General features: G+C 57.9%; 20 protein-coding genes and 5 tRNA genes. 8 read left to right on the top strand and 17 right to left on the bottom strand.

The features are described from left to right. Positions 1–7: 7 nt before the first annotated feature. The 8 genes from nrdF (at position 8) to leuA (ending at position 10,163) form a co-directional block, all read left to right on the top strand. Entirely contained in the window at positions 8–970 is a 963-nt protein-coding gene (nrdF, locus tag AC1M2H_RS06295) for a class 1b ribonucleoside-diphosphate reductase subunit beta (RefSeq protein ID WP_480150716.1), read from the top strand. A gap of 356 nt (positions 971–1,326) precedes the next feature. Beyond that, positions 1,327–2,529, top strand: a complete 1,203-nt coding sequence (gene proV / locus AC1M2H_RS06290) for a glycine betaine/L-proline ABC transporter ATP-binding protein ProV (protein WP_480150715.1) — start codon at positions 1,327–1,329, stop codon at positions 2,527–2,529. After that, on the top strand, positions 2,522–3,589 hold the full coding sequence (gene proW / locus AC1M2H_RS06285; protein ID WP_480150714.1) for a glycine betaine/L-proline ABC transporter permease ProW: 1,068 nt from the start codon (positions 2,522–2,524) through the stop codon (positions 3,587–3,589). The genes proV and proW overlap by 8 nt, the downstream gene beginning before the upstream one ends. Positions 3,590–3,661: 72 nt before the next feature. Next, positions 3,662–4,657 (top strand): glycine betaine/L-proline ABC transporter substrate-binding protein ProX, encoded by a 996-nt coding sequence (gene proX / locus AC1M2H_RS06280; protein WP_480150713.1) that lies wholly within the window; start codon positions 3,662–3,664, stop codon positions 4,655–4,657. Positions 4,658–4,950: 293 nt separating this feature from the next. Then, positions 4,951–5,481 (top strand): transcriptional repressor MprA, encoded by a 531-nt coding sequence (gene mprA / locus AC1M2H_RS06275; RefSeq protein WP_041146855.1) that lies wholly within the window; start codon positions 4,951–4,953, stop codon positions 5,479–5,481. Between the two features lie 128 nt (positions 5,482–5,609). After that, positions 5,610–6,782 carry a multidrug efflux MFS transporter periplasmic adaptor subunit EmrA gene (gene emrA / locus AC1M2H_RS06270; RefSeq protein ID WP_480150712.1) on the top strand — a complete coding sequence of 391 codons (1,173 nt, stop codon included), beginning with the start codon at positions 5,610–5,612 and terminating at the stop codon, positions 6,780–6,782. A 15-nt stretch (positions 6,783–6,797) separates the two neighbouring features. Beyond that, on the top strand, positions 6,798–8,336 hold the full coding sequence (gene emrB / locus AC1M2H_RS06265) for a multidrug efflux MFS transporter permease subunit EmrB (RefSeq protein ID WP_480150711.1): 1,539 nt from the start codon (positions 6,798–6,800) through the stop codon (positions 8,334–8,336). A gap of 147 nt (positions 8,337–8,483) precedes the next feature. Then, positions 8,484–10,163 carry a 2-isopropylmalate synthase gene (gene leuA, locus AC1M2H_RS06260; protein ID WP_480150710.1) on the top strand — a complete coding sequence of 560 codons (1,680 nt, stop codon included), beginning with the start codon at positions 8,484–8,486 and terminating at the stop codon, positions 10,161–10,163. Here leuA and AC1M2H_RS06255 read toward each other — a convergent pair. From AC1M2H_RS06255 to AC1M2H_RS06175, 17 genes are all read right to left on the bottom strand, one after another. Then, entirely contained in the window at positions 10,139–10,909 is a 771-nt protein-coding gene (locus AC1M2H_RS06255) for an AraC family transcriptional regulator (protein WP_480150709.1), read from the bottom strand. The genes leuA and AC1M2H_RS06255 overlap by 25 nt on opposite strands. A gap of 51 nt (positions 10,910–10,960) precedes the next feature. Next, the gene (gene luxS, locus AC1M2H_RS06250; protein WP_426812170.1) at positions 10,961–11,476 is read right to left on the bottom strand and encodes an S-ribosylhomocysteine lyase; all 516 of its coding nucleotides are present in this window, start codon (positions 11,474–11,476) and stop codon (positions 10,961–10,963) included. A gap of 163 nt (positions 11,477–11,639) precedes the next feature. Beyond that, entirely contained in the window at positions 11,640–13,196 is a 1,557-nt protein-coding gene (gshA, locus tag AC1M2H_RS06245; protein ID WP_480150708.1) for a glutamate--cysteine ligase, read from the bottom strand. A 115-nt stretch (positions 13,197–13,311) separates the two neighbouring features. Continuing rightward, positions 13,312–13,740: a YqaA family protein gene (locus tag AC1M2H_RS06240; protein WP_480150707.1), complete on the bottom strand. Its 429-nt coding sequence runs from the start codon at positions 13,738–13,740 to the stop codon at positions 13,312–13,314. Then, complete coding sequence (gene yqaB / locus AC1M2H_RS06235) at positions 13,737–14,303, bottom strand: fructose-1-phosphate/6-phosphogluconate phosphatase (protein ID WP_480150706.1); 567 nt, start codon at positions 14,301–14,303, stop codon at positions 13,737–13,739. Before yqaB ends, AC1M2H_RS06240 begins: the two co-directional genes overlap by 4 nt. A gap of 120 nt (positions 14,304–14,423) precedes the next feature. After that, positions 14,424–14,738, bottom strand: a complete 315-nt coding sequence (locus AC1M2H_RS06230) for a BON domain-containing protein (protein ID WP_426812166.1) — start codon at positions 14,736–14,738, stop codon at positions 14,424–14,426. A 347-nt stretch (positions 14,739–15,085) separates the two neighbouring features. Next, positions 15,086–15,162, bottom strand: a tRNA-Arg gene (locus AC1M2H_RS06225). Between the two features lie 225 nt (positions 15,163–15,387). Further along, a tRNA-Arg gene (locus tag AC1M2H_RS06220) sits at positions 15,388–15,464 on the bottom strand. 95 nt (positions 15,465–15,559) lie between these two features. Next, positions 15,560–15,636 (bottom strand) — tRNA-Arg (locus AC1M2H_RS06215). 193 nt (positions 15,637–15,829) lie between these two features. Next, positions 15,830–15,906, bottom strand: a tRNA-Arg gene (locus AC1M2H_RS06210). A gap of 4 nt (positions 15,907–15,910) precedes the next feature. Then, positions 15,911–16,003: transfer RNA gene (locus tag AC1M2H_RS06205), tRNA-Ser, on the bottom strand. A 324-nt stretch (positions 16,004–16,327) separates the two neighbouring features. Next, positions 16,328–16,513, bottom strand: a complete 186-nt coding sequence (gene csrA / locus AC1M2H_RS06200; protein WP_000906486.1) for a carbon storage regulator CsrA — start codon at positions 16,511–16,513, stop codon at positions 16,328–16,330. A 239-nt stretch (positions 16,514–16,752) separates the two neighbouring features. Further along, positions 16,753–19,380: an alanine--tRNA ligase gene (alaS, locus tag AC1M2H_RS06195; protein WP_480150705.1), complete on the bottom strand. Its 2,628-nt coding sequence runs from the start codon at positions 19,378–19,380 to the stop codon at positions 16,753–16,755. A gap of 253 nt (positions 19,381–19,633) precedes the next feature. Then, positions 19,634–20,134, bottom strand: a complete 501-nt coding sequence (gene recX, locus AC1M2H_RS06190; protein ID WP_480150704.1) for a recombination regulator RecX — start codon at positions 20,132–20,134, stop codon at positions 19,634–19,636. 134 nt (positions 20,135–20,268) lie between these two features. Continuing rightward, entirely contained in the window at positions 20,269–21,327 is a 1,059-nt protein-coding gene (gene recA, locus AC1M2H_RS06185; RefSeq protein ID WP_480150703.1) for a recombinase RecA, read from the bottom strand. Positions 21,328–21,407: 80 nt separating this feature from the next. Then, entirely contained in the window at positions 21,408–21,905 is a 498-nt protein-coding gene (pncC, locus tag AC1M2H_RS06180; protein ID WP_480150702.1) for a nicotinamide-nucleotide amidase, read from the bottom strand. A 136-nt stretch (positions 21,906–22,041) separates the two neighbouring features. Continuing rightward, positions 22,042–22,920, bottom strand: coding sequence for a metal ABC transporter substrate-binding protein (locus AC1M2H_RS06175; protein WP_480151856.1), 879 nt, complete (start codon positions 22,918–22,920; stop codon positions 22,042–22,044). Positions 22,921–22,930: the final 10 nt, after the last annotated feature.

The following is a 22,930-nucleotide window of genomic DNA, read 5'->3' as shown; positions in this document are numbered from 1 at the left end:
GAACCCGATGACCTATCTATCGCGCGTTAGCGCCATTAACTGGAACAAGATTCAGGACGACAAGGACCTGGAGGTATGGAACCGCCTGACCAGTAACTTCTGGCTGCCAGAAAAGGTGCCGCTGTCCAACGATATCCCCGCGTGGCAGGCCCTCAGCCCGATGGAGCAGCAGCTGACTATCCGCGTGTTCACCGGCCTGACGCTGCTCGATACCATTCAGAACACCGCCGGCGCGCCGGCGCTGATGGCCGACGCCCTCACCCCGCACGAAGAGGCGGTAATGTCGAATATCAGCTTTATGGAGGCGGTGCACGCCCGCTCCTACAGCTCGATTTTCTCCACCCTGTGCCAGACCAAAGACGTCGACGCCGCCTACGCCTGGAGTGAAGAGAACGCCCCGCTCCAGCGCAAAGCCGAGCTGATGCTGGAGTATTACCGGGCGGACGAGCCGCTGAAGAAGAAAATCGCCAGCGTCTTCCTCGAATCCTTCCTCTTCTATTCCGGATTCTGGCTGCCGATGTACTTCTCCAGCCGCGGCAAGCTGACCAATACCGCCGACCTGATTCGCCTGATCATTCGCGATGAGGCGGTGCACGGGTACTACATCGGCTACAAATATCAAAAAGGGCTGGAAAAAGTCAGCGCCGAAAAGCGCGAGGAGCTGAAGGATTTCGCCCTCAACCTGCTGATGGATCTCTACGATAACGAGCTGGCCTATACCCATGAGCTGTACGCCGAAAGCGGCTGGGCCGAGGAGGTGACGGCTTTCCTGTGCTACAACGCCAACAAGGCGCTGATGAACCTCGGCTATGAGGCGCTGTTCCCGGCGGAAATGGCCGCGGTCAATCCGGCGATCCTCGCCGCGCTCTCGCCAAACGCCGATGAAAACCACGACTTTTTCTCCGGCTCAGGATCGTCCTACGTGATGGGTAAAACCGAAGAAACCGCCGACGCCGACTGGGACTTTTAACCTTACTTTCACCAGGAATATATTCACTCGATTCCTGGTGATCTCTTTCACATTATTTCCATTCATCATACCATTATTCGTTCCGATATTATCAGGAAATCCCCCTGTCATATTCAGCCCAACCCCCGCGATTTTGACAATAATTACCCGGCGATCGTTAAAAATATTTCCGTAGCGCAATCAACGCTCAGCCCTTATATCACGGGGAGTGCGCCGGCATTGGCCCCGTGCCATATCGGCTATCCGCGGACATTGAGGGTTGTCACAGAATCTGAGTATGTTAGGGTGTAAAAAGGTAATTATCTCCACCAGGTACTATATCGACATAATACAAATAACGGGAAACTCTCTATTGCATGGCAATTAAATTAGAAATTAAGAATCTCTATAAGATATTTGGCGAGCATCCGCAGCGAGCGTTCAAATATATTGAAAAAGGATTTACTAAAGAACAACTGCTGGAAAAAACGGGGCTTTCACTTGGCGTAAAAGACGCCAGTCTGACCATTGAAGAAGGCGAGATATTCGTCATCATGGGGCTTTCCGGATCGGGAAAATCCACCATGGTTCGCCTTCTCAATCGCCTGATTGAACCCACCCGCGGGCAGGTGCTGATTGACGGCGTCGATATCGCCAGAATCTCAGAGGCCGAGCTGCGCGAGGTGCGCAGAAAAAAAATCGCAATGGTATTTCAGTCATTTGCGCTGATGCCGCATATGACCGTGCTGGACAATGCCGCCTTCGGCATGGAGCTGGCCGGCGTCTCAACCCAGGAACGCCAGCAGAAAGCGCTGGAAGCGCTGCGCCAGGTCGGCCTGGAAAACTACGCTCACGCTTATCCGGATGAACTCTCCGGCGGGATGCGTCAACGCGTTGGGCTCGCCCGCGCGCTGGCGATTAACCCCGATATCTTATTAATGGATGAAGCCTTCTCGGCTCTCGATCCCTTAATTCGTACCGAAATGCAGGATGAGCTGACAAAATTACAGGCAAAACATCAGCGTACCGTGGTATTTATTTCCCACGATCTTGATGAAGCCATGCGCATCGGCGACCGGATTGCCATCATGCAAAATGGCGAGGTTATTCAGGTCGGTACTCCGGATGAAATCCTCAATAATCCGGCCAATGATTATGTGAAAACCTTCTTCCGCGGCGTTGATATTAGCCAGGTGTTCAGCGCCAAAGATATTGCCCGCAGAAGCCCGGTTGGCTTAATTCGTAAAACGCCGGGCTTTGGCCCCCGTTCGGCGCTGAAATTATTGCAGGATGAAGACCGCGAATATGGCTATGTGATCGAGCGCGGTAATAAGTTTGTCGGCATTGTCTCCATTGATTCGCTGAAATCCGCGCTGAGCGAAGGTCAGGGAATTGACGCGGCGCTACTCGACTCCCCGCTGGCGGTGGATGCGCAAACGTCGCTCAGCGACCTGCTCTCCCACGTAGGCCAGGCGCCGTGCGCGGTGCCGGTTGTGGACGAAGGGCATCAGTATATCGGCATCATTTCGAAACGCATGCTGCTGCAGGCTTTAGATCGCGAGGGGGCAAACAATGGCTGATCAATCTAACCCGTGGGATACCGCACCGGCGGCGGATAGCGCCGCGCAATCTGCCGATGCCTGGGGCGCTCCGGCCGCCGCGCCGACCGACGGCGGCGGCGGTGCCGACTGGCTGAACAGCGCCCCGGCGCCGCAGCCGGAACATTTCAACATTATGGACCCGTTCCATAAAACGCTGATCCCGCTCGACAGCTGGGTCACCCACGGTATCGACTGGATAGTGATGCACTTCCGCCCGCTGTTCCAGGGGATCCGCGTGCCGGTGGACTACATCCTCAGCGCCTTCCAGCAGCTGCTGTTAGGGATGCCGGCGCCGGTGGCGATTGTGCTATTCGCCCTGATCGCCTGGCAAATTTCCAGCGTCGGCATGGGCGTCGCCACGTTGATCTCGCTCATCGCTATCGGCGCTATCGGCGCCTGGTCGCAGGCGATGGTCACCCTGGCGCTGGTGCTGACCGCCCTGCTGTTCTGCATGCTGATCGGCCTGCCGCTGGGGATCTGGCTGGCGCGCAGCCCGCGGGCGGCAAAAGTTATTCGTCCGCTGCTCGACGCCATGCAGACCACCCCGGCGTTCGTCTACCTGGTGCCCATCGTGATGCTGTTCGGGATTGGTAACGTTCCAGGCGTGGTGGTGACCATTATCTTTGCCCTGCCGCCTATCGTGCGCCTGACCATTCTGGGGATTAACCAGGTGCCGGCGGATCTGATTGAGGCCTCGCGCTCCTTCGGCGCCAGCCCGCGCCAGCTGCTGTTTAAAGTTCAGCTGCCGCTGGCGATGCCGACCATTATGGCCGGGGTCAATCAGACGCTGATGCTGGCGCTGTCGATGGTGGTTATCGCCTCGATGATCGCCGTCGGCGGCCTCGGCCAGATGGTGCTGCGCGGGATCGGCCGTCTTGATATGGGCCTCGCCAGCGTCGGCGGCGTCGGGATTGTGATCCTCGCCATCATTCTTGACCGCCTGACTCAGGCCGTTGGGCGCGATTCGCGCAGCCGCGGCAGCCGCCGCTGGTACGCCACCGGCCCGCTGGGGCTCATCACCCGCCCCTTCAGTAAATAACCTTCTCATCGCCCGGCGGCTTTGCGCCTGCCGGGCCAGCAGTTATCCTTTCATATGTATAGAGGAACAACGATGCGACATACAGCGATTCTTGCCACAGCGTTCACCGCTCTCATTGCCACCGGCGCCTTTGCCGCCGACCTGCCGGGTAAAGGCATTACCGTCAAGCCGATTCAGAGCACCATCACCGAAGAGACCTTCCAGACCCTGCTGGTCAGCCGCGCGCTGGAGAAGCTGGGCTACACCGTCGATAAGCCGAGCGAAGTTGACTATAACGTCGGCTACACCTCCCTCGCCTCCGGCGACGCCACCTTTACCGCCGTTAACTGGCAGCCGCTGCATGACGACATGTACGCCGCCGCCGGCGGGGACAAGAGCTTCTACCGCGAAGGCGTTTATGTGAACGGCGCGGCGCAGGGCTATCTGATTGATAAGAAAACCGCCGAGCAGTATCACATTAAGTCTATCGATCAGCTGAAAGATCCGAAAATCGCCAAACTGTTCGATACCAACGGCGACGGCAAGGCCGATCTCACCGGCTGTACGCCTGGCTGGGGCTGCGAAGCGGTCATCAACCATCAGATTGACGCCTACGGCCTGAGCAACACCGTGGTGCACAACCAGGGCAACTACGCCGCGATGATGGCCGATACCATCGCCCGCTATAAAGAAGGCAAACCGGTGATTTACTACACCTGGACGCCGTACTGGGTCAGCGACGTGCTGAAGCCGGGTAAAGATGTGGTCTGGCTGCAGGTGCCGTTCTCCTCCCTGCCGGGCGTGCAGAAGAACATCGATACCAAACTGGCTAACGGCGCCAACTACGGCTTCCCGGTCAGCACCATGCATATCGTGGCCAACAAAGCCTGGGCCGAGAAAAACCCGGCGGCGGCGAAGCTGTTCAGCATCATGAAGCTGCCGATTGCCGACATCAACGCCGAAAACGCCATGATGCACGAAGGCCACGCTTCGGAAGCGGATATCCAGGGTCACGTTGACGGCTGGATTAAAGCCCACCAGCAGCAGTTTGACGGCTGGCTGAAAGAGGCGCTGGCGGCGCAGAAATAGTCTGCCCTCGTCAGATTGTCCTATCGCTCCGGCGCGCGTCACGCCGCCGGAGGTTCCCGGGTTCGCCTTCTGCGCCCTGCCCGGGCGCCGCTTCTCTTTCACTATTCCACAAAATCGCCTCCGCTCCTGCCGACTCACTATCTCCCGTCACTCACCTGCGCTAACCTACGAAACGGCAAAGAGATTTCACTCCAGTGATATAGGTTTAACGTATCAAGTTTAGTCAATAATTCATTTGATTTATTTGTCACAATAGTTATTATATCGACTGTAATTAATGAGGTCATACCCAAATGGATAGTTCGTTTACTCCCATTGAGCAAATGCTCAAATTCCGCGCCAGCCGTCACGAAGATTTCCCGTTCCAGGAGATTCTGCTTACTCGCCTCTGCATGCACATGCAGGGTAAGCTTCTGGAAAATCGCAATAAAATGCTGAAAGCGCAGGGAATTAACGAGACACTGTTTATGGCGCTGATCACCCTGGAATCTCAGGAAAACCACAGCATTCAGCCCTCCGAGCTGAGCTGCGCCCTGGGGTCGTCACGCACCAACGCCACGCGCATTGCCGACGAGCTGGAAAAACGCGGCTGGATTGAACGCCGTGAAAGCGATAACGATCGCCGCTGTCTGCATCTGCAGCTTACCGACAAAGGCCATCAGTTTTTGCGCGAGGTTCTGCCTCCGCAGCACAACTGCCTGCATCAGCTCTGGTCTTCTTTAAGCACCAGCGAAAAAGATCAGCTCGAGCACATCACCCGTAAACTGCTTGGTCGTCTTGACCAGATGGAAGAGGACGGTGTGCTTGCGGAGTCCCTGCGCTAAGCGTGGAGCCGCTCGAAATTGTCTGAATTGACAAGGAAAAACAGACCAGGCCAGCAGATCTTCTGCTGGCCTTTCTGATAAACAGGTCGGCCCTGCCGATGTGAAATAATAAGATCGTGGAGAATAACATGAGCGCAAATGCGGAGAGCCAGACCCCGCAGCAACCGGGCAGCAAAAAAGGGAAGCGCAAAGGTGCCCTTCTGCTGCTGACATTGCTCTTTATTATTGTTGCCGTGGCATACGGGATTTATTGGTTTTTGGTACTGCGTCATTATGAAGAGACCGATGACGCCTATGTGGCAGGGAATCAGGTACAAATCATGGCGCAGGTCTCCGGCAGCGTGACGAAAGTCTGGGCCGACAACACTGATTTCGTGCAAAAAGGCGATCCGCTGGTCACCCTCGACCAGACCGATGCCCAGCAGGCGTTTGAGAAAGCGCAAACCCAGCTGGCCGCCAGCGTGCGCCAAACCCGTCAGTCGATGATCAACAGCAAGCAGCTGCAGGCCAATATCGACGTCAAAAAAACCGCGCTCTCGCAGGCGCAAACCGACCTCAACCGCCGTATCCCGCTGGGAGCCGCTAACCTGATCGGCCGCGAGGAGCTGCAGCACGCTCGCGATACCGTCGCCAGCGCCCAGGCCGAACTCGACGTGGCGGTGCAGCAGTTTAACGCCAATCAGGCCATTATCCTCGGCACCCGCCTCGAGCAGCAGCCTGCCGTCCTGCAGGCGGCCACCGAAGTGCGTAACGCCTGGCTGGCCCTGCAGCGTACGCAGATCGTCAGCCCGATTAGCGGCTACGTTTCCCGCCGTTCGGTACAGCCCGGGGCGCAGATAAGCCCGACCACTCCGCTGATGGCGGTCGTTCCGGCGACGAATCTGTGGGTTGACGCCAACTTCAAAGAGACCCAGCTGGCGCATATGCGCATCGGCCAGTCGGCCACCGTCATCAGCGATATCTACGGCGACGATGTGAAATATACCGGCAAGGTCGTGGGGCTGGATATGGGGACCGGCAGCGCCTTCTCCCTGCTGCCGGCGCAAAACGCCACCGGCAACTGGATTAAAGTGGTCCAGCGTCTGCCGGTGCGTATCGAGCTCGATGAAAAACAGCTGGCGGATCACCCGCTGCGTATTGGCCTCTCTACGCTGGTTGAGGTGGATACCACCAACCGCGACGGCGCGGTGCTGGCTAACCAGACGCGTAAAGACCCGGCTTATGAAAGCAATGCCCGTGAAATCGCCCTTGAGCCGGTGAATAAACTGATCGACGGCATCATCCAGGCTAACGCCGGATAATTCGGGGTGAGCGTAATGCAACAGCAAAAACCGCTGGAGGGCGCGCAGCTGGTCATCATGACCATTGCGCTGTCGCTTGCGACCTTCATGCAGGTGCTGGACTCCACTATCGCCAACGTGGCTATCCCAACCATCGCCGGTAACCTTGGCTCGTCCCTGAGCCAGGGCACCTGGGTGATTACCTCGTTTGGGGTGGCAAACGCCATCTCCATTCCGATAACCGGTTGGCTGGCAAAACGCGTAGGGGAAGTGAAGCTGTTCCTGTGGTCAACGGTGGCGTTTGCCATCGCCTCCTGGGCCTGCGGCGTGTCCAACAGCCTGACGATGCTGATTTTCTTCCGCGTGATTCAGGGGATCGTCGCCGGTCCGCTGATCCCGCTGTCGCAGAGCCTGCTGCTCAGCAACTACCCGCCGGCAAAACGCTCCATCGCCCTGGCGCTGTGGTCGATGACGGTTATCGTGGCGCCAATCTGCGGACCGATCCTCGGCGGCTATATCAGCGACAACTACCACTGGGGCTGGATCTTCTTTATCAACGTCCCGATTGGCGTTGCGGTGGTGATAATGACGCTGCAAACCCTGCGCAGCCGGGAAACCCGCACCGAGCAGCGGCGCATCGACGGCGTCGGGCTGGCGCTGCTGATAGTCGGTATCGGCAGCCTGCAGGTGATGCTCGACCGCGGCAAGGAGCTGGACTGGTTCGCCTCCACGGAGATCGTCGTGCTGACGGTGGTGGCGGTGGTGGCCATCAGCTTCCTGATCGTCTGGGAGCTTACCGATGAAAACCCGATAGTCGACCTTTCGCTATTTAAGTCGCGAAACTTCACCATCGGCTGTCTGTGCATCAGCCTCGCCTATATGCTCTACTTCGGCGCTATCGTGCTGCTGCCGCAGCTGCTGCAGGAGGTATATGGCTACACCGCGACCTGGGCGGGCCTGGCGTCGGCGCCGGTTGGGGTGATCCCGGTCCTGCTCTCGCCGATTATCGGCCGCTTTGCCCATAAGCTCGATATGCGTCGGCTGGTGACCTTCAGCTTTATCATGTATGCGGTGTGCTTCTACTGGCGCGCGTGGACCTTCGAACCGGGAATGGACTTCGGCGCTTCGGCCTGGCCGCAGTTTATCCAGGGCTTCGCGGTGGCCTGCTTCTTTATGCCGCTGACCACCATCACCCTGTCCGGCCTGCCGGCAGAGCGGCTGGCGGCGGCCTCGAGCCTGTCGAACTTCACCCGTACGCTGGCGGGCTCGATCGGGACCTCGATAACTACCACCATGTGGACCAACCGCGAGGCGCTGCACCATGCGCAGCTCACCGAGTCAGTCACGCCCTATAATCCTAACGCCCAGCAGATATACGACCAATTGCAGGGGCTGGGGATGACCCAGCAGCAGGCGTCCGGCTGGATAGCTCAGCAGATAACCGACCAGGGGCTGATTATTTCCGCCAACGAAATATTCTGGGTCTCGGCGGGGATCTTTATCCTGCTGCTCGGGCTGGTGTGGTTTGCCCGACCGCCGTTCAGCGCCGGCGGCGGCGGAGGCGGTGCGCACTAGCGTGAATACTAAGGGATCTGCGGATCCCTTTTTTATTGGCGGATAAAAACGCCCGCCTGTCCAGTTTGCGCTAGTTTCTGTCCACTGCGCTAAAGCGCCCCGCTCTCCTTGTCGTGCAGGATTAAGATCCAACCCAAGGAGCTCATCATGCTGAAAAATCCTCACCAAAAGTATCGCCCCTCGCCGGTCATATCCCTGCCCGACCGCCGCTGGCCGGAGCGGCAGATCGCCCACGCGCCGCGCTGGCTCTCTACCGACCTGCGCGACGGCAACCAGGCGCTGGCGGAACCGATGGACGGCGCGCGCAAGCTGCAGTTCTGGAACCTGCTGCTGGAGTGCGGATTCAAAGAGATTGAAGTCGCCTTCCCGTCCGCATCGCAGACTGATTTCAACTTCGTTCGCCAGCTGATTGAGGAGCAGCGTATCCCCGAGGACGTCACCATTCAGGTGCTGACCCAGGCGCGGGAAGACTTAATCCTGCGCACCTTCGAATCGCTGCGCGACGCCCGCAGCGCCACCGTGCACCTCTATAACGCCACCGCGCCGCTGTTTCGCCGGCTGGTCTTCGGCATGGAGAAAGCGCAGGTGGTTGAGCTGGCGACCCGCGCCACCCGCCTGATCCGCCAGCAGTGCGAACGGCAGCCGCAAACGAGCTGGCAGTATGAATACTCGCCGGAAACCTTCTGCTTTACCGAACCGGAGTTTGCGCTGGAGATCTGCGAAGCGGTGGCGGACATCTGGCAGCCCTGCGCCGAACGCCCGATGATCATCAACCTGCCCGCCACCGTGGAGGTCAATACCCCCAACGTCTATGCCGATCAAATCGAGTATTTTTGCCGTCACTTCTCGCGCCGCGCCGACGTTTGCATCAGCGTCCACCCACATAACGATCGCGGAACCGGCGTTGCCAGCGCCGAGCTGGCGGTGATGGCCGGCGCCGATCGCGTTGAGGGCTGCCTGTTTGGCAACGGCGAACGCACCGGCAACGTCTGTCTGGTGACCCTCGCCATGAACCTCTACAGCCAGGGCGTCGATCCCCGGCTCACCTTCGCGGAAATGAAGCGGGTCGTGGAGATCGTGGAGAGCTGTAACCAGCTACCGGTTCACCCGCGCCATCCGTGGGCCGGAAGCCTCGCCTATACCGCCTTTTCCGGCTCGCATCAGGATGCGATTAAGAAAGGGTTCGACGCCCGCCGGCCCGGCGAAATTTGGCAAATGCCCTACCTGCCGGTCGACCCGCAGGATATCGGCTGCAGCTATGAGGCGGTTATCCGCGTCAACAGCCAGTCGGGTAAGAGCGGCAGCGCGTGGCTGATTGAGCAGAATCACGGCTTAAAGCTGCCGCGCATGCTGCAGCAGGATTTCAGCCTGCACGTGCAGCGCGCAACCGATAGCCACGGCAAGGAGATGACGCAAAACGCCCTGTGGCTGCTGTTTCGCGAACGCTACGGCCTGGTGGCGCAGCCGCCGCTGGCGCTGCTGGATTACCAAAGCGACGGTCAGCAGGACGGCCAGCTCTCGCTGCAGGCGACGCTCAGGGTCAACGGCGAGACGCGCAGGCTGCAGGGCAACGGCAACGGGCTGCTTTCCGCCGCCGCGAGCGGGCTGGGCGCGCTGCTTAAGCAGCCCTTTGTGATTAAGGATTATCATGAGCATACCCTCGGCGAGCGCAGCGACAGCCGTTCGGTAGCCTATATCCGCTGCGTCTTCCCGAATGGCGACAGCCGCTGGGGGGTCGGGATCGATAACGATGTCGCTCGCGCCTCGCTCCAGGCGCTGTGCAATGCGCTCAGCGGCGGCGATCACTCATCCGGCGAGCGGAAGTAATCGCTGGGCGCCATCCCCATCACCCGGCGGAACATGACGCTGAAGGCGCTGTGGCTGCCGTAGCCAAGGTCCAGCGCCACCCGCAGGACCGACTGCCCCTGCGCCAGGCGCACCAGCGCTTCCATCAGCTTCGCCCGGCGCACCCACTCGCTCCAGGTCAGCGTGGTCTGCTGCTGGAAATGGCGGTTGAGCGTCCGCTCGCTCATATTGCTCTCTTTTGCCGCCTGGGGGCTGCCCCAGGCGTCGCCCGGCGTTTCGCGGACCTTTTGACACAGCCGGCGCAGCGCTTCGCTTTGCGGTTCGATCAGGCCAAACGGCAGCACGGTCATGCCGCGGATCTCATCAAGAATTAATTCATAGACGCGCTCGTCGCGGCTGCCGGGATCGTAGCGTTCGGCCAGCGTCAGCGAAGCGACGATCAGCTCGCGCAGCAGCGGCGAGATCTGCACGATCTGGCACGATGACGGCAGATCGGCGCGGGCAAGGGGATCGATAAACAGCGTACGCGCCGCGACTTTGCCGGTGATGCGCAGCGCGTGGGGCGTCCCCGCCGGCAGCCAGACGCCGCGCCCCGGCGGCACGACCCAGTAGCCGGCCGGGGTCTCAACGCGCACCACGCCGCTCAGGATATGCAGCAGCTGGACGCAGTCGTGCTGATGCCACGGCTCGCTATCGCCATGGGCGTAATCATGGGCAAAGGGCACCAGGGAACGGTACTGAAAGGAGAAGCGGGAAGTCGTCGACATCGCGGCGTAAGGATATCGGCCCGACGCTATCGCCGGGCCGGGGCAGAAGAACTAGATATGCAGTTCTTGCAGCGTTTCTTTCGGCAGCGCCAGCTCGTCATTGCTGTTGATGCGTACGTCGCGCTCAAGGATATGACGCGCGATCTCCTGCGCTTCTTCCAGCGAGTGCATGGTGTAGGTACCGCACTGGTAAACGTTGAGCTCGGGGATCTGGCTCTGCTCTTTTACCTTCAGCACGTCGGCCATTGCCGCTTTCCAGGCATCCGCTACGCGCTGCTCGTCCGGCGTACCGATCAGGCTCATATAGAAGCCCGTGCGGCAACCCATCGGAGAGATATCGATAATTTCCACACCCTTACCGTTGAGATGGTCGCGCATAAAGCCCGCGAACAGGTGCTCAAGCGTGTGAATGCCTCTTTCCGGCATCACTTCCTGATTCGGTATGCAAAAACGCAGATCGAAAACGGTAATTTCATCGCCGTGCGGCGTGTTCATTTTCTTCGCGACGCGCACCGCAGGGGCTTCCATTCGGGTATGGTCGACTGTGAAACTATCTAACAACGGCATTCTTCACCTCCGATAGTGATTTTTTTTAAATAAAAATGAACTCTTTTGACACCCGCTAGTCTGAGTATGTGAAAGACGCGCATTTATTATCATCATCATCCCTGAATCAGAGATGAAAGTTTGGCCACATTGATGTGGCCTTTTTCTTTTGTACCGCTTTTTGCTACGCGTGTCTCGCTAACAGAGCACTAAACGGTTCGCTATCTTCCGCTTCTATCTTCTGCTGACGCACGGCTGACGCTTCACGCTCGGTAATGAAATCCTCTTCGCGTAAAATCTCCAGCGGCTCTTCCCGCAGCATCGTACGATACCGATCGGCCAGCCCTCTACCGGTGCCGCCAATCCCTTCTTCAAGCATAGAACGCAGAATGCGCGCTGAGAAAGTTAATTCCGGATCGTCGAAGCTGGCAACCAGCTCGTCGCACACCTGCTGATAGGCATCGCCGCCGTGAATACCGTCCAGTATCTGCGCAACGCGGCGCAAATCGCGGAACAGATCTTTACCCACCTTAGCCAGCGGGAACTGCGCGCTTTCGCAGCCGATCCCGAGAGTCAGGCCCGGCTTACGCCCTTCAAGAATCACCCGATTCCAGTTAGTGCGCGTGCACAGCAGCTCGTCGCTGCTCATTTCCGGCGCGTCGGCCAGCGCGCACCAGACCATAAACAGATCGAGGAAGCGCACCTGCTGCTCGTCCACGCCAATCGGCGAGAACGGGTTGATATCCAGCGAACGCACTTCGATATATTCGATTCCGCCGCGCAGCAGCGCGTCCGACGGCGTCTCGCCGCTACGGGCCACGCGTTTCGGGCGGATTGGCGCATAGAGCTCGTTTTCAATCTGCAGAATATTACTGTTAATTTGCAGGTACTTACCCTCTTTCTCGAGGCCAATTTCCGCATACTCTTGCGACGGGGTTTTAATCGCCCGCTTCAATCCTGCCACATACTCCTGCAGATCGTTAAACGTAATTCCGAGATTGCTTTGCGACTTATTGGTATAACCGAGATCGCTCAGGCGCAGGGAGGTTGCGTACGGCAGGTAGTACATGCCGTTTTCCGCTTTCTCAAACGGCAGCGTGGTCGGTTTCCCCTGCAGGAAAGAGGAGCAGATCGCCGGAGACGCGCCGAACAGATACGGGATCACCCAGCCAAAGCGGTAGTAGTTGCGGATCGAGCGGAAATAACCCGCCGAAATGGCCTCTTTCCCGCTCTCCTCATCCTCAACGCCGCACTTCGCCTGCCAGAACGCCATCGGCAGAGAGAAGTTATAGTGCACGCCCGAGATGGTTTGCATCAGCGCGCCGTAGCGGTTTTTCAATCCTTCACGATACAGCGTTTTCAGACGGCCGATATTCGAGGTGCCGTACTGCGCCAGTTCGATGTCCTGGCCGGGAGCAATATAGCAAGGCATGCTCAGCGGCCACATCCGCTCATCGCCGAGGTGGCGGGCGGTATAGCGATGAACATCGCGCATAAAGGTAAGCATGTGCTGAATATCGCCATCAACCGGCGTAATAAACTCCAGCAAGGCTTCAGCAAAATCGGTGGTAATCCATTTATGCGTCAGCGCCGAACCCAATGCCTGAGGGTGGCCGGTAGTGGCCAGCGAGCCATCGGCGTTAACGCGCAGCGTTTCGCGCTCAAGGCCGCGATGAATGCCCTTTAGCGCCTGCGGATTTTTTTCCAGCCAGGCCAGCGCCTGTGATACGTCCGGGATCAATTTGACCTCCCGCCTGTCGAAATCATTTGAATAAGCATAATTGTAATGGTGACCATACAGGTTATTCCAGCAGACGTTATTGTTACGGCCTGCCGGGAGTGCCTCAGCTCCACAATTAGTGCCACCATGTAATGCCCTGAAGCGTAACCAGCGCAATGACGATATAGCGCAGCGCTTTACCAAGGCATAAAAAAAAGAGCACTGGTCCCCAGGAAATGCGCATCCATCCCGCCAGTAAACACAGCAAATCGCCGATCACCGGCGCCCAGCTTAATAATAATGTGACCGCGCCGTAGCGCTTTAGCCAGCCGGATGCCTTCTCCTGCCAGCGCGAGGTTTTGCGCAGCGGAAACAGGCGCCCCAGAATAACGTTAGTTACCCCTCCAAGGCTATTGCCGATTGTTGCTATTAATACCAGAATCCACGGCTGGCTCGCTCCCGTAAGCAGCATCGCAACCAGCACAACTTCCGAATTGCCGGGAAGCAGCGTGGCGCTGAGAAAGCTGCTGGCAAACAGCGATATCAGCGCGAACGCGTCGCTCACAGCAGCCGAACGTCGACGGCATCCATTCCCGCACGCTGTGCGGCCTGCAGACCAAAGTCAGCGTCTTCAAACACCACGCATTTTCCCGGCGCAACGCCCATGCGCTCGGCGCACAGCAGGAAGGTATCAGGAGCAGGCTTGTGGTTGGTTACGTGATCGGCAGCAATGACCGCGGCGAAATAGTGGCGCAGGCCGAGATGAGCCAGCAGCGCTTCCGCAACGGCGCTTTCGCTGCCGGTACCCACCGACATCGGGCGGCGGCCGTGCCACTCTTTTACCACCTCAATCAGCGGTAAGGGGCGCACGCTATCCAGCAGCATCGCTTTGACGGCGCTGGTCTTTTCCAGCGCCAGCCGGTGGGGGTCTAAATCCGCCTGGTTCAGTTCGATAATCATCTGGGCAATACGCCAGGTCGGAGAACCATTGAGCGCAACCATCGCCTGCTCGTCGAAACGCATTCCGTAACGGCCCAGAACCTCGTGCCAGGCCTTGCGATGCGTCGGCTCGGTATCAAGAATAGTGCCATCCATATCAAAGATAAGTCCTGCGTAACGTTCGTACATCGTGTTCTCACCAACCGGATAGGAAAAGGCTACTTTATCGTAAAAGGCGCATATTGTCGCGGGCGGAGGCAGAAGCAGCAAAGGCGCCACAGGGCGCCTTTATCATAACCATACAGCGGCTTATTTGATTTTCAAATCATTCTCAACCACACGAACGCCCTGCACTCTGCGGGTCACCTCTACGGCGCGATTAGCATCCGTCTGCGACGAAACAAAGCCGCTCAGCTGAACGCGACCTTTGAAGGTCTGCACGCTAATTTCAGTGGATTTGATCTCTTTTTCGTTAAACAGCGCGGTTTTAACTTTGGTGGTCACGACGGTGTCGTCGATATAGCCGCCGGTGCTTTCCTTAGTGGCCGATCCGGCACAGCCAGCCAGAGATACGGCGACCAGAAGCGTCGCGCAAAAGGCAGGTATTGCTTTGAACCATCTCATGGATTTCTCTCCTTGCACTCATCTCACCCGAATCAGGTCGATATACAGGGGTAAATTATAGTGGAAAGAGCAACTTGCCAATATAAAAAAGTGCGGAAGAGCGTGCTGAAACGGCTAAGCGACGGCGGCTGACGGGAGGTTGGGCGACAATGTTTTCGAACGCGGGACTATTTCGCAGACCATGAAGCAATAATATTGGGAGTATTTTGGAGAAAATGGTGCATCCGGGAGGATGACTCACCGGGTTCGCCCTGCGGGCCGTCGCTTACGCGACGTTATCCTCCCTGGTACTGGCGATGATTTCGCAGACCATGAAGTAATAATGTTGGGGTTATTTCAGGAGAAAATGGTGCATCCGGGAGGATTCGAACCTCCGACCGCTCGGTTCGTAGCCGAGTACTCTATCCAGCTGAGCTACGGATGCATCAGGGGGAACTTCTTTACTACGCTATCTTCCCTGGCGCTGGCGATTATCTCGCAGACCATGAAATAACAGATTTGCTGTTATCTCGAAGAAGATGGTGCATCCGGGAGGATGACTCACTGGGTTCGCCCTACGGGCCGTCGCTTACGCGACGTTATCCTCCCTGGTGCTTGCGATTATCTCGCAGACCATGAAACAACAGCGTGGCTGTTATCTCAGAGAAGATGGTGCATCCGGGAGGATTCGAACCTCCGACCGCTCGGTTCGTAGCCGAGTACTCTATCCAGCTGAGCTACGGATGCATCAGGGGGAACTTCTTTACTACGTTAACTTCTCTGGCGCTGGCGGTTATCTCGCAGACCATGAAACAACAAAAGTGCTGTTATCTCGAAGAAGATGGTGCATCCGGGAGGATTCGAACCTCCGACCGCTCGGTTCGTAGCCGAGTACTCTATCCAGCTGAGCTACGGATGCATCAGGGGAACTTCTTTACTACCAGCAAGCGCCGCAAATTAAACATTGCCACGCTTCACAAGATGGTGCATCCGGGAGGATGACTCACTGTGTTCGCCCTACGGGCCGTCGCTTATGCGACGTTATCCTCCCTGGTGCTTGCGGTAATTTCGCAGACCATGAAACAACAGAGTCGCTGTTATCTCTGAGAAGATGGTGCATCCGGGAGGATTCGAACCTCCGACCGCTCGGTTCGTAGCCGAGTACTCTATCCAGCTGAGCTACGGATGCAAAATGGCGGTGAGGCGGGGATTCGAACCCCGGATGCAGCTTTTGACCGCATACTCCCTTAGCAGGGGAGCGCCTTCAGCCTCTCGGCCACCTCACCACACGCCTCTTTCGAGTGCTTCGAAGAACTTGTTTCTGCTCTTCGTCGCTGCGATGGCGCACATATTACTTTCTGATACTTATAAGTCAAACAATTTTTCGAGACCTTTTTTCCGTTTGCACACTTACCGCGCAATCAGCCTGCAAAAACGGCAAAAAGAGCGTTTAATCAACAGAAATTGAGGGTTTACGGCCTGCTACAGGCAAAAAATAAAGATAGTCGACGATGGGCAAGTAGCGGAAAAGAGAGGCGTCTGAAGTAGAAAATAGAGAGAAATCGGCTGGCGGCGGGATGCGCCTCACGAAATCGCGAGGCGCGAAAGCCTTAGTAACTGGACTGCTGGGATTTTTCAGCCTGGATACGCTGGTAGATCTCTTCACGATGCACGGAGACTTCTTTAGGGGCATTAACGCCAATACGTACCTGGTTACCCTTAACCCCTAAAACTGTCACAGTGACCTCATCTCCAATCATGAGGGTCTCACCAACTCGACGAGTCAGAATCAGCATTCTTTGCTCCTTGAAAGATTAAAAGAGTCGGGTCTCTCGTATCCCGGCATTATCCATCATATAACGCCAAAAAGTAAGCGATGACAAACGCCTCACGGCGTAACGCAGTCATGGCATCACATTCTGTTAAACCTAAGTTTAGCCGATATACACAACTTCAACCCGACTTTATCGTTATCAGTGCTTCTCTTGCAAGGTACCGTAATCCGCAGATCACGGTACCTATGCGTTTATAGTTATTACAGTTTTGCGCTTACCCAGCCTTTCACACTGGCTAATGCAGCGGGGAGAGCAGACGCATCGGTACCGCCGGCCTGAGCCATATCCGGACGACCGCCCCCTTTACCGCCCACCTGTTGAGCGACCATACCAACCAGCTCCCCTGCCTTCACGCGATCCGTCACATCCTTAGACACACCGGCAATCAGAGAAACCTTACCATCCGCCACCGTGGCTAACACAACAACCGTTGAACCTAGCTGGTTCTTCAGATCGTCAACCATGGTACGCAGCATTTTTGGCTCGACGCCGGCCAGCTCGCTGACCAGCAGCTTAACGCCGTTAATCTCTTCCGCTTTGCTGGAGAGGTTTGCGCTCTCCTGCGCTGCCGCCTGCTCCTTCAGCTGCTGCAGCTCTTTTTCCAGCTGGCGAGTGCGTTCCAGCGCGGAGCGTACCTTATCGCCGAGGTTATGGCTATCGCCCTTCAGCAACTGTGCGATATCGCCCAGCAGATCGCTTTGCGAATGCAGGCTCGCAATCGCGCCCTCGCCGGTCACCGCTTCAATACGGCGCACACCCGCGGCGGTCCCGGATTCGGAAGTGATGCGGAACAGGCCGATATCGCCGGTGCGTGAAGCGTGAGTCCCGCCGCACAGCTCGGTGGAGAAATCGCCCATTTTCAGAACGCGAACGCGGTCATCATACTTCTCGCCGAACAGCGCCATGGCGCCAGATTCACGAGCCGCATCGATATCCATAATGTTGGTTTCGATAGTCAGGTTGCGGCGAATTTGCGCATTGACCAAATCTTCAACCGCGCGGATCTCTTCCGGCTTCATTGCTTCAAAATGCGAGAAGTCAAAGCGCAGCGCTTTGTCATTTACCAGAGAGCCTTTCTGAGCCACGTGCGTACCGAGAACCTGGCGCAGCGCCGCATGCATCAGGTGGGTCGCGGAGTGGTTCAAACGGATACGCTGGCGACGGGCGCGATCGACATCGGCCTGCACCGCGTCGCCCACCTTCAGGGTACCGCCGGCCACTTTACCGATATGACCAATGGCCTGGCCGTACTTCTGCGCATCGCTGACGATGAGCGAGAAGCCCGTGCCTTTCAGCTCGCCCTTGTCGCCGACCTGGCCGCCGGACTCCGCATAGAACGGCGTCTGGTCCAGAATCACCACCGCTTCCTGGCCGGCGCTGACGGTATCAACCGCCTTGCCGTCGATGAACAACGCGGTGACCTTGCCGTTCAGCTCGAGGCTATCGTAGCCTTTAAACTCAGAAGCGCCCTCAACGCGAATCATCGCGTTGTAGTCGGCGCCGAAACCGCTGGACTCACGCGCGCGACGGCGCTGCTCTTCCATTGCCGCTTCGAAGCCCGCTTCGTCAACTTTGATATTGCGCTCGCGGCAAACGTCCGCGGTCAGGTCAACCGGGAAGCCGTAGGTATCGTACAGGCGGAAGGCCGTTTCGCCGTCGAGAGTGTCGCCTTTCAGCTTAGACAGCTCTTCGTCCAGCAGCGCCAGGCCGCGTTCCAGGGTACGAGCAAACTGCTCTTCTTCCGTTTTCAGAACCTGCTCAACCTGAGCCTGCTGCTGCTTCAGATCTTCGCCGGCGGATCCCATAACTTCGATCAGCGGCGCAACCAGTTTCCAGAAGAAGGTATCTTTTGCGCCGACCATATTGCCGTGGCGGACGGCGCGGCGAATGATACGACGCAGCACGTAGCCGCGGTTTTCGTTCGACGGGATCACGCCGTCGGCGATCAGGAACGCGCAGGAGCGAATATGATCGGCAATGACGCGCAGAGACTTGTTGGTCAGATCGGTGGCGCCGGTCACTTTGGCCACGTTCTCGATCAGCTGACGGAACAGGTCGATGTCGTAGTTAGAGTTCACGTGCTGTAGAACGGCGGCGATACGCTCAAGGCCCATTCCGGTATCCACGGACGGCTTCGGCAGCGGCTCCATAGTGCCGTCGGCCTGACGGTTAAACTGCATGAAGACGATGTTCCAGATCTCAATGTAGCGATCGCCATCCTCTTCCGGGCTTCCCGGAGGGCCGCCCCAGATGTGGTCGCCGTGGTCAAAGAAGATCTCGGTGCACGGGCCGCAGGGGCCGGTATCGCCCATCTGCCAGAAGTTATCGGAGGCAAACGCGCCGCCTTTATTGTCGCCAATGCGAATAATGCGCTCACGCGGAACGCCAACCTCGTTGGCCCAGATGTCGAACGCTTCGTCATCGGTTTCGTAAACGGTTACCCACAGCTTTTCTTTCGGCAGAGCGAACCAGCTTTCGCCGGTTAACAGCTCCCATGCGTACTTGATAGCATCCTGCTTGAAGTAGTCGCCGAAGCTGAAGTTGCCCAGCATTTCAAAGAAGGTATGGTGGCGCGCGGTGTAGCCGACGTTTTCCAGATCGTTATGTTTACCACCCGCGCGAACGCAGCGCTGCGAGGTGGTCGCACGCGAATAATTACGCTTGTCGAGGCCAAGGAACACGTCCTTGAACTGGTTCATCCCGGCGTTGGTAAACAGCAGGGTCGGGTCGTTGTGCGGCACCAGGGAGCTGCTGGCAACTACCTGATGTCCCTTACTATGGAAAAAGTCGAGAAACGCCTGACGGATCTCAGCAGTGCTCTTGCTCATAATTATCCTGAAATCAAGCTATACACTTCATCCTTCGCGCCGCCTCTACGCTGGCTGCGCTCGTGCACCTCAGTCACGTACCTGCGTACGCCTCAGGGACTCGCTCCGTTGCTGCCTTGATGCAGCGCGAATGATTTGTGTATAAGGAATAATCGCCCTGGGCGCTGACTGCCTTTTAAACAGCCAGCGGCCGGACGGAATAAAGTGGGAATAAGATAAGTTTTCTTTACGGGGAAGTAAAATCCCCGATGGGTCAATCTGCAAAATTTCGCCAGATTTCCTGGATATCTTCCATCAGGTAGCCGCGGTACAGCAAAAAGCGCTGAATTTTCACTTTTTCGGCAAATACGGTGGGGAGCGGATCGCCATACTTTCGCTGCGCCTGCTCTTTCGCCAGCAGCGCCCAGTCGATTTCGCACTCGCGCATCGCGCGCTCGCTCTCTTCGCGAGCGATACCTTTCTGGTTTAGCTCCTGGCGAATGCGCGCCGGACCGTAGCCTTTGCGGCTGCGGCTGGCAATAAACTGGCGGACAAAGCGCAGGTCATCGAGGTAGCGGTTTTCGATGCACCAGGCCACAACCCGGTCGACCTCTTCCGGCGTCACGTCCAGCGCCTCGGGGCCATTTTTCCCCATAACCGGCGCGGCCAGCTTGCGCCGCAGCTCCTGTTCGCTATGGTCGCGCATCGCCAGGATACGAATCGCGCGATCCAGCAGGCGGGCGTAGCCGGAGCGGCGGGATGAAGATTCAGTCACGGGCACCTCGATAATCAAAAAGCAAAAGGGCCGCATAAGCAGCCCCTCGTTTTCCCGTCTTATTCAAGCCGCATGCGCGCCGGCTTTGCCTGCCCTGCCACCTGAACGATTCGGGAGATAATTACCTGACGGTATCAGAAATCCTGTTCGCTTTCTTCTTCGCTTTTGCCATCAACCACGAAATCCGGCGTGGAGTCCTGGTTGTTCAGCAGCAGCTCGCGAATTTTCTTCTCGATCTCTTTCGCCGCGGCCGGGTTCTCTTTCAGCCAGGAGATAGCGTTCGCTTTACCCTGACCAATTTTGTCGCCGTTGTAGCTGTACCAGGCGCCCGCTTTCTCGATCAGCTTCTCTTTCACGCCCAGATCGACCAGCTCGCCGAAGAAGTTGATGCCTTCGCCGTAGAGGATCTGGAACTCAGCCTGCTTGAACGGCGCGGCGATTTTGTTCTTCACCACCTTCACGCGGGTTTCGCTACCGATGACGTTATCGCCATCTTTTACCGCACCGATGCGGCGGATATCCAGACGCACGGAGGCGTAGAATTTCAGCGCGTTACCGCCGGTGGTGGTTTCCGGGTTACCGAACATCACGCCAATTTTCATACGAATCTGGTTGATGAAGATCAGCAGCGTGTTGGACTGCTTCAGGTTACCCGCCAGCTTACGCATTGCCTGGCTCATCATACGCGCCGCGAGGCCCATGTGGGAGTCGCCGATCTCGCCTTCGATTTCCGCTTTCGGCGTCAGCGCCGCAACGGAGTCGACTACCAGCACGTCTACCGCGCCGGAGCGCGCCAGCGCGTCGCAGATCTCAAGCGCCTGCTCGCCGGTATCCGGCTGAGAGCACAGCAGGTTGTCGATATCGACGCCCAGCTTGCGGGCGTATACCGGGTCCAGCGCGTGCTCCGCATCGATAAAGGCGCAGGTTTTACCTTCACGCTGTGCGGCGGCGATAACCTGCAGCGTCAGCGTCGTTTTACCGGAAGATTCTGGCCCGTAGATCTCGACGATACGGCCCATTGGCAGACCGCCGGCGCCGAGGGCGATATCCAGCGAAAGCGAGCCGGTGGAGATAGTTTCCACGTCCATGGAACGGTCTTCACCCAGGCGCATGATGGAGCCTTTACCGAACTGTTTTTCGATCTGGCCCAGTGCTGCCGCCAACGCTTTCTGTTTGTTTTCGTCGATAGCCATTATTACTCCTGTCATGCCGGGTGGAACCGGGTAGTGAATTCTGTTCTGTTGAAGCAATTATACTGTATGCTCATACAGTATCAAGTGTTTTGTAGAAATTGTTGCCAGAGGAGCTGCAGGGCGTAGGCCGTGGCCTGACGGCGCACCGACTCGCGGTCGCCGGCGAAACTTTCGCGCCGCGTGACCCCCTGCCCGTTGGCGCAGGCCACGCCAAACCACACCGTTCCGACGGGCTTTTCCGCGCTGCCGCCGTCCGGCCCGGCCACGCCGCTCACCGAGATCGCGTAGGTGGCGCGCGCGGCGCGCAGTGCGCCAATCGCCATCTCCACCACCACCGGCTCGCTCACCGCGCCGTGCTCGAGCAGCGTCGCTTCGCTGACGCCGATCATCTGGGATTTAGCTTCGTTGCTGTAGGTGACAAAACCGCGCTCAAACCACGCCGAGCTGCCGGCGATATCGGTAATCACTTTCGCGATCCAGCCGCCGGTACAGGATTCCGCCGTGCTCACCGTCGCGCCCTGCGCCTTCAGCGCCTGCCCAATGCGCTCACTCAGCTGCATTAATTCTGAATCTGTCATCGTCGCCCCGTATAAGCCAGATAAAGAGGCCATCAAAGATAGCACTTTCAGCACCGATATGGGGATGAGGAGATGAATTTACGAGGGGGCTTGCGAAAATGAACGGTCCCGAGGGCCGGGACCGTGGAATAGCGCGCTACTTCATGCTGGCGGCAATCAGCTCAACGTTATGACGCATCATTTTCACGTAGCTGTCCGCCACGCCGCCCGGTTTGGACAGCGCTTCCGGATAGAGCTCGCCGCCCGGCTGCGCGCCCGTCGCGTTGGCAATCTGCTTCACCAGCCGCGGGTCGAGCTGGTTCTCCATAAACCAGGTGTGCACGTTATCGGCTTTGATCTGTTTAATCAGCGCTGCCACCTGCGCGGCGCTGGCTTCGCTCTCCGACGACAGACCCTGCGGCGCAAGGAAGGTCACGCCGTAGGCGCGGCCGAAGTAGCCGAACGCATCGTGGCTGGTCAGAACCTTACGTTTAGCCAGCGGAATGGCGCTGAACTGGTTCTTCGCCCAGCCGTGAATCTCGTTGAGCTGGCCGATATAGCGCTGCCCGGAGGTCTCAAGCGCTGCTTTATCCTCCGGGTCGGCTTTGACCAGCCCGGTAAGGATGTTTTGCGCGTAAAGCGCGCCGTTGGCGGCGCTGTTCCAGGCGTGCGGATCGGTCACCGTTTTCCCGTCTTCATCGAGGGTATGGGTTTTTACGCCCGTCGACGCCACCACCAGCTCGCCTTTAAATCCCGATGCCTTGATCAGCCGGTCGACCCCCCCTTCCAGCCCCAGGCCGTTGACCACCACCACGTCGGCCTTGCTGAGCAAAGCGCTGTCCTGCGGCGATGGCTCAAAGGTGTGCGGGTCGCCGTCGGGGCCAACCAGCGTATCGACGTGAACGTGCTCGCCGCCGACCTGCTGCACGATATCGCCCAGCACCGAAAAGCTGCTGACCACGTTGAGCGTTTTCGCCATCGCCCCCTGCGCCGCCAGGCCCAGCGCCAGCGCCAAAACTACCCCGGTACGTTTCATCATATTTTCC

Source organism: Klebsiella sp. F11, assembly GCF_056712265.1.
Note: the sequence above shows the minus strand (reverse complement) of the source record. Positions and strands in the feature narration are given on the sequence as shown.

Excerpts from the sequence above, each read along its gene's own strand:
- proX (WP_480150713.1), top strand. The coding sequence starts at position 3,662 with ATGCGACATACAGCGATTCTTGCCACAGCGTTCACCGCTCTCATTGCC.
- emrB (WP_480150711.1), top strand. The coding sequence starts at position 6,798 with ATGCAACAGCAAAAACCGCTGGAGGGCGCGCAGCTGGTCATCATGACC.
- alaS (WP_480150705.1), bottom strand. The coding sequence starts at position 19,380 with ATGAGCAAGAGCACTGCTGAGATCCGTCAGGCGTTTCTCGACTTTTTC.
- proV (WP_480150715.1), top strand. The coding sequence starts at position 1,327 with ATGGCAATTAAATTAGAAATTAAGAATCTCTATAAGATATTTGGCGAG.
- nrdF (WP_480150716.1), top strand. The coding sequence starts at position 8 with ATGACCTATCTATCGCGCGTTAGCGCCATTAACTGGAACAAGATTCAG.
- luxS (WP_426812170.1), bottom strand. The coding sequence starts at position 11,476 with ATGCCGTTGTTAGATAGTTTCACAGTCGACCATACCCGAATGGAAGCC.
- pncC (WP_480150702.1), bottom strand. The coding sequence starts at position 21,905 with ATGACAGATTCAGAATTAATGCAGCTGAGTGAGCGCATTGGGCAGGCG.
- recA (WP_480150703.1), bottom strand. The coding sequence starts at position 21,327 with ATGGCTATCGACGAAAACAAACAGAAAGCGTTGGCGGCAGCACTGGGC.
- mprA (WP_041146855.1), top strand. The coding sequence starts at position 4,951 with ATGGATAGTTCGTTTACTCCCATTGAGCAAATGCTCAAATTCCGCGCC.
- AC1M2H_RS06175 (WP_480151856.1), bottom strand. The coding sequence starts at position 22,920 with ATGAAACGTACCGGGGTAGTTTTGGCGCTGGCGCTGGGCCTGGCGGCG.
- proW (WP_480150714.1), top strand. The coding sequence starts at position 2,522 with ATGGCTGATCAATCTAACCCGTGGGATACCGCACCGGCGGCGGATAGC.
- yqaB (WP_480150706.1), bottom strand. The coding sequence starts at position 14,303 with ATGTACGAACGTTACGCAGGACTTATCTTTGATATGGATGGCACTATT.
- emrA (WP_480150712.1), top strand. The coding sequence starts at position 5,610 with ATGAGCGCAAATGCGGAGAGCCAGACCCCGCAGCAACCGGGCAGCAAA.
- AC1M2H_RS06255 (WP_480150709.1), bottom strand. The coding sequence starts at position 10,909 with ATGTCGACGACTTCCCGCTTCTCCTTTCAGTACCGTTCCCTGGTGCCC.
- csrA (WP_000906486.1), bottom strand. The coding sequence starts at position 16,513 with ATGCTGATTCTGACTCGTCGAGTTGGTGAGACCCTCATGATTGGAGAT.
- AC1M2H_RS06230 (WP_426812166.1), bottom strand. The coding sequence starts at position 14,738 with ATGAGATGGTTCAAAGCAATACCTGCCTTTTGCGCGACGCTTCTGGTC.
- leuA (WP_480150710.1), top strand. The coding sequence starts at position 8,484 with ATGCTGAAAAATCCTCACCAAAAGTATCGCCCCTCGCCGGTCATATCC.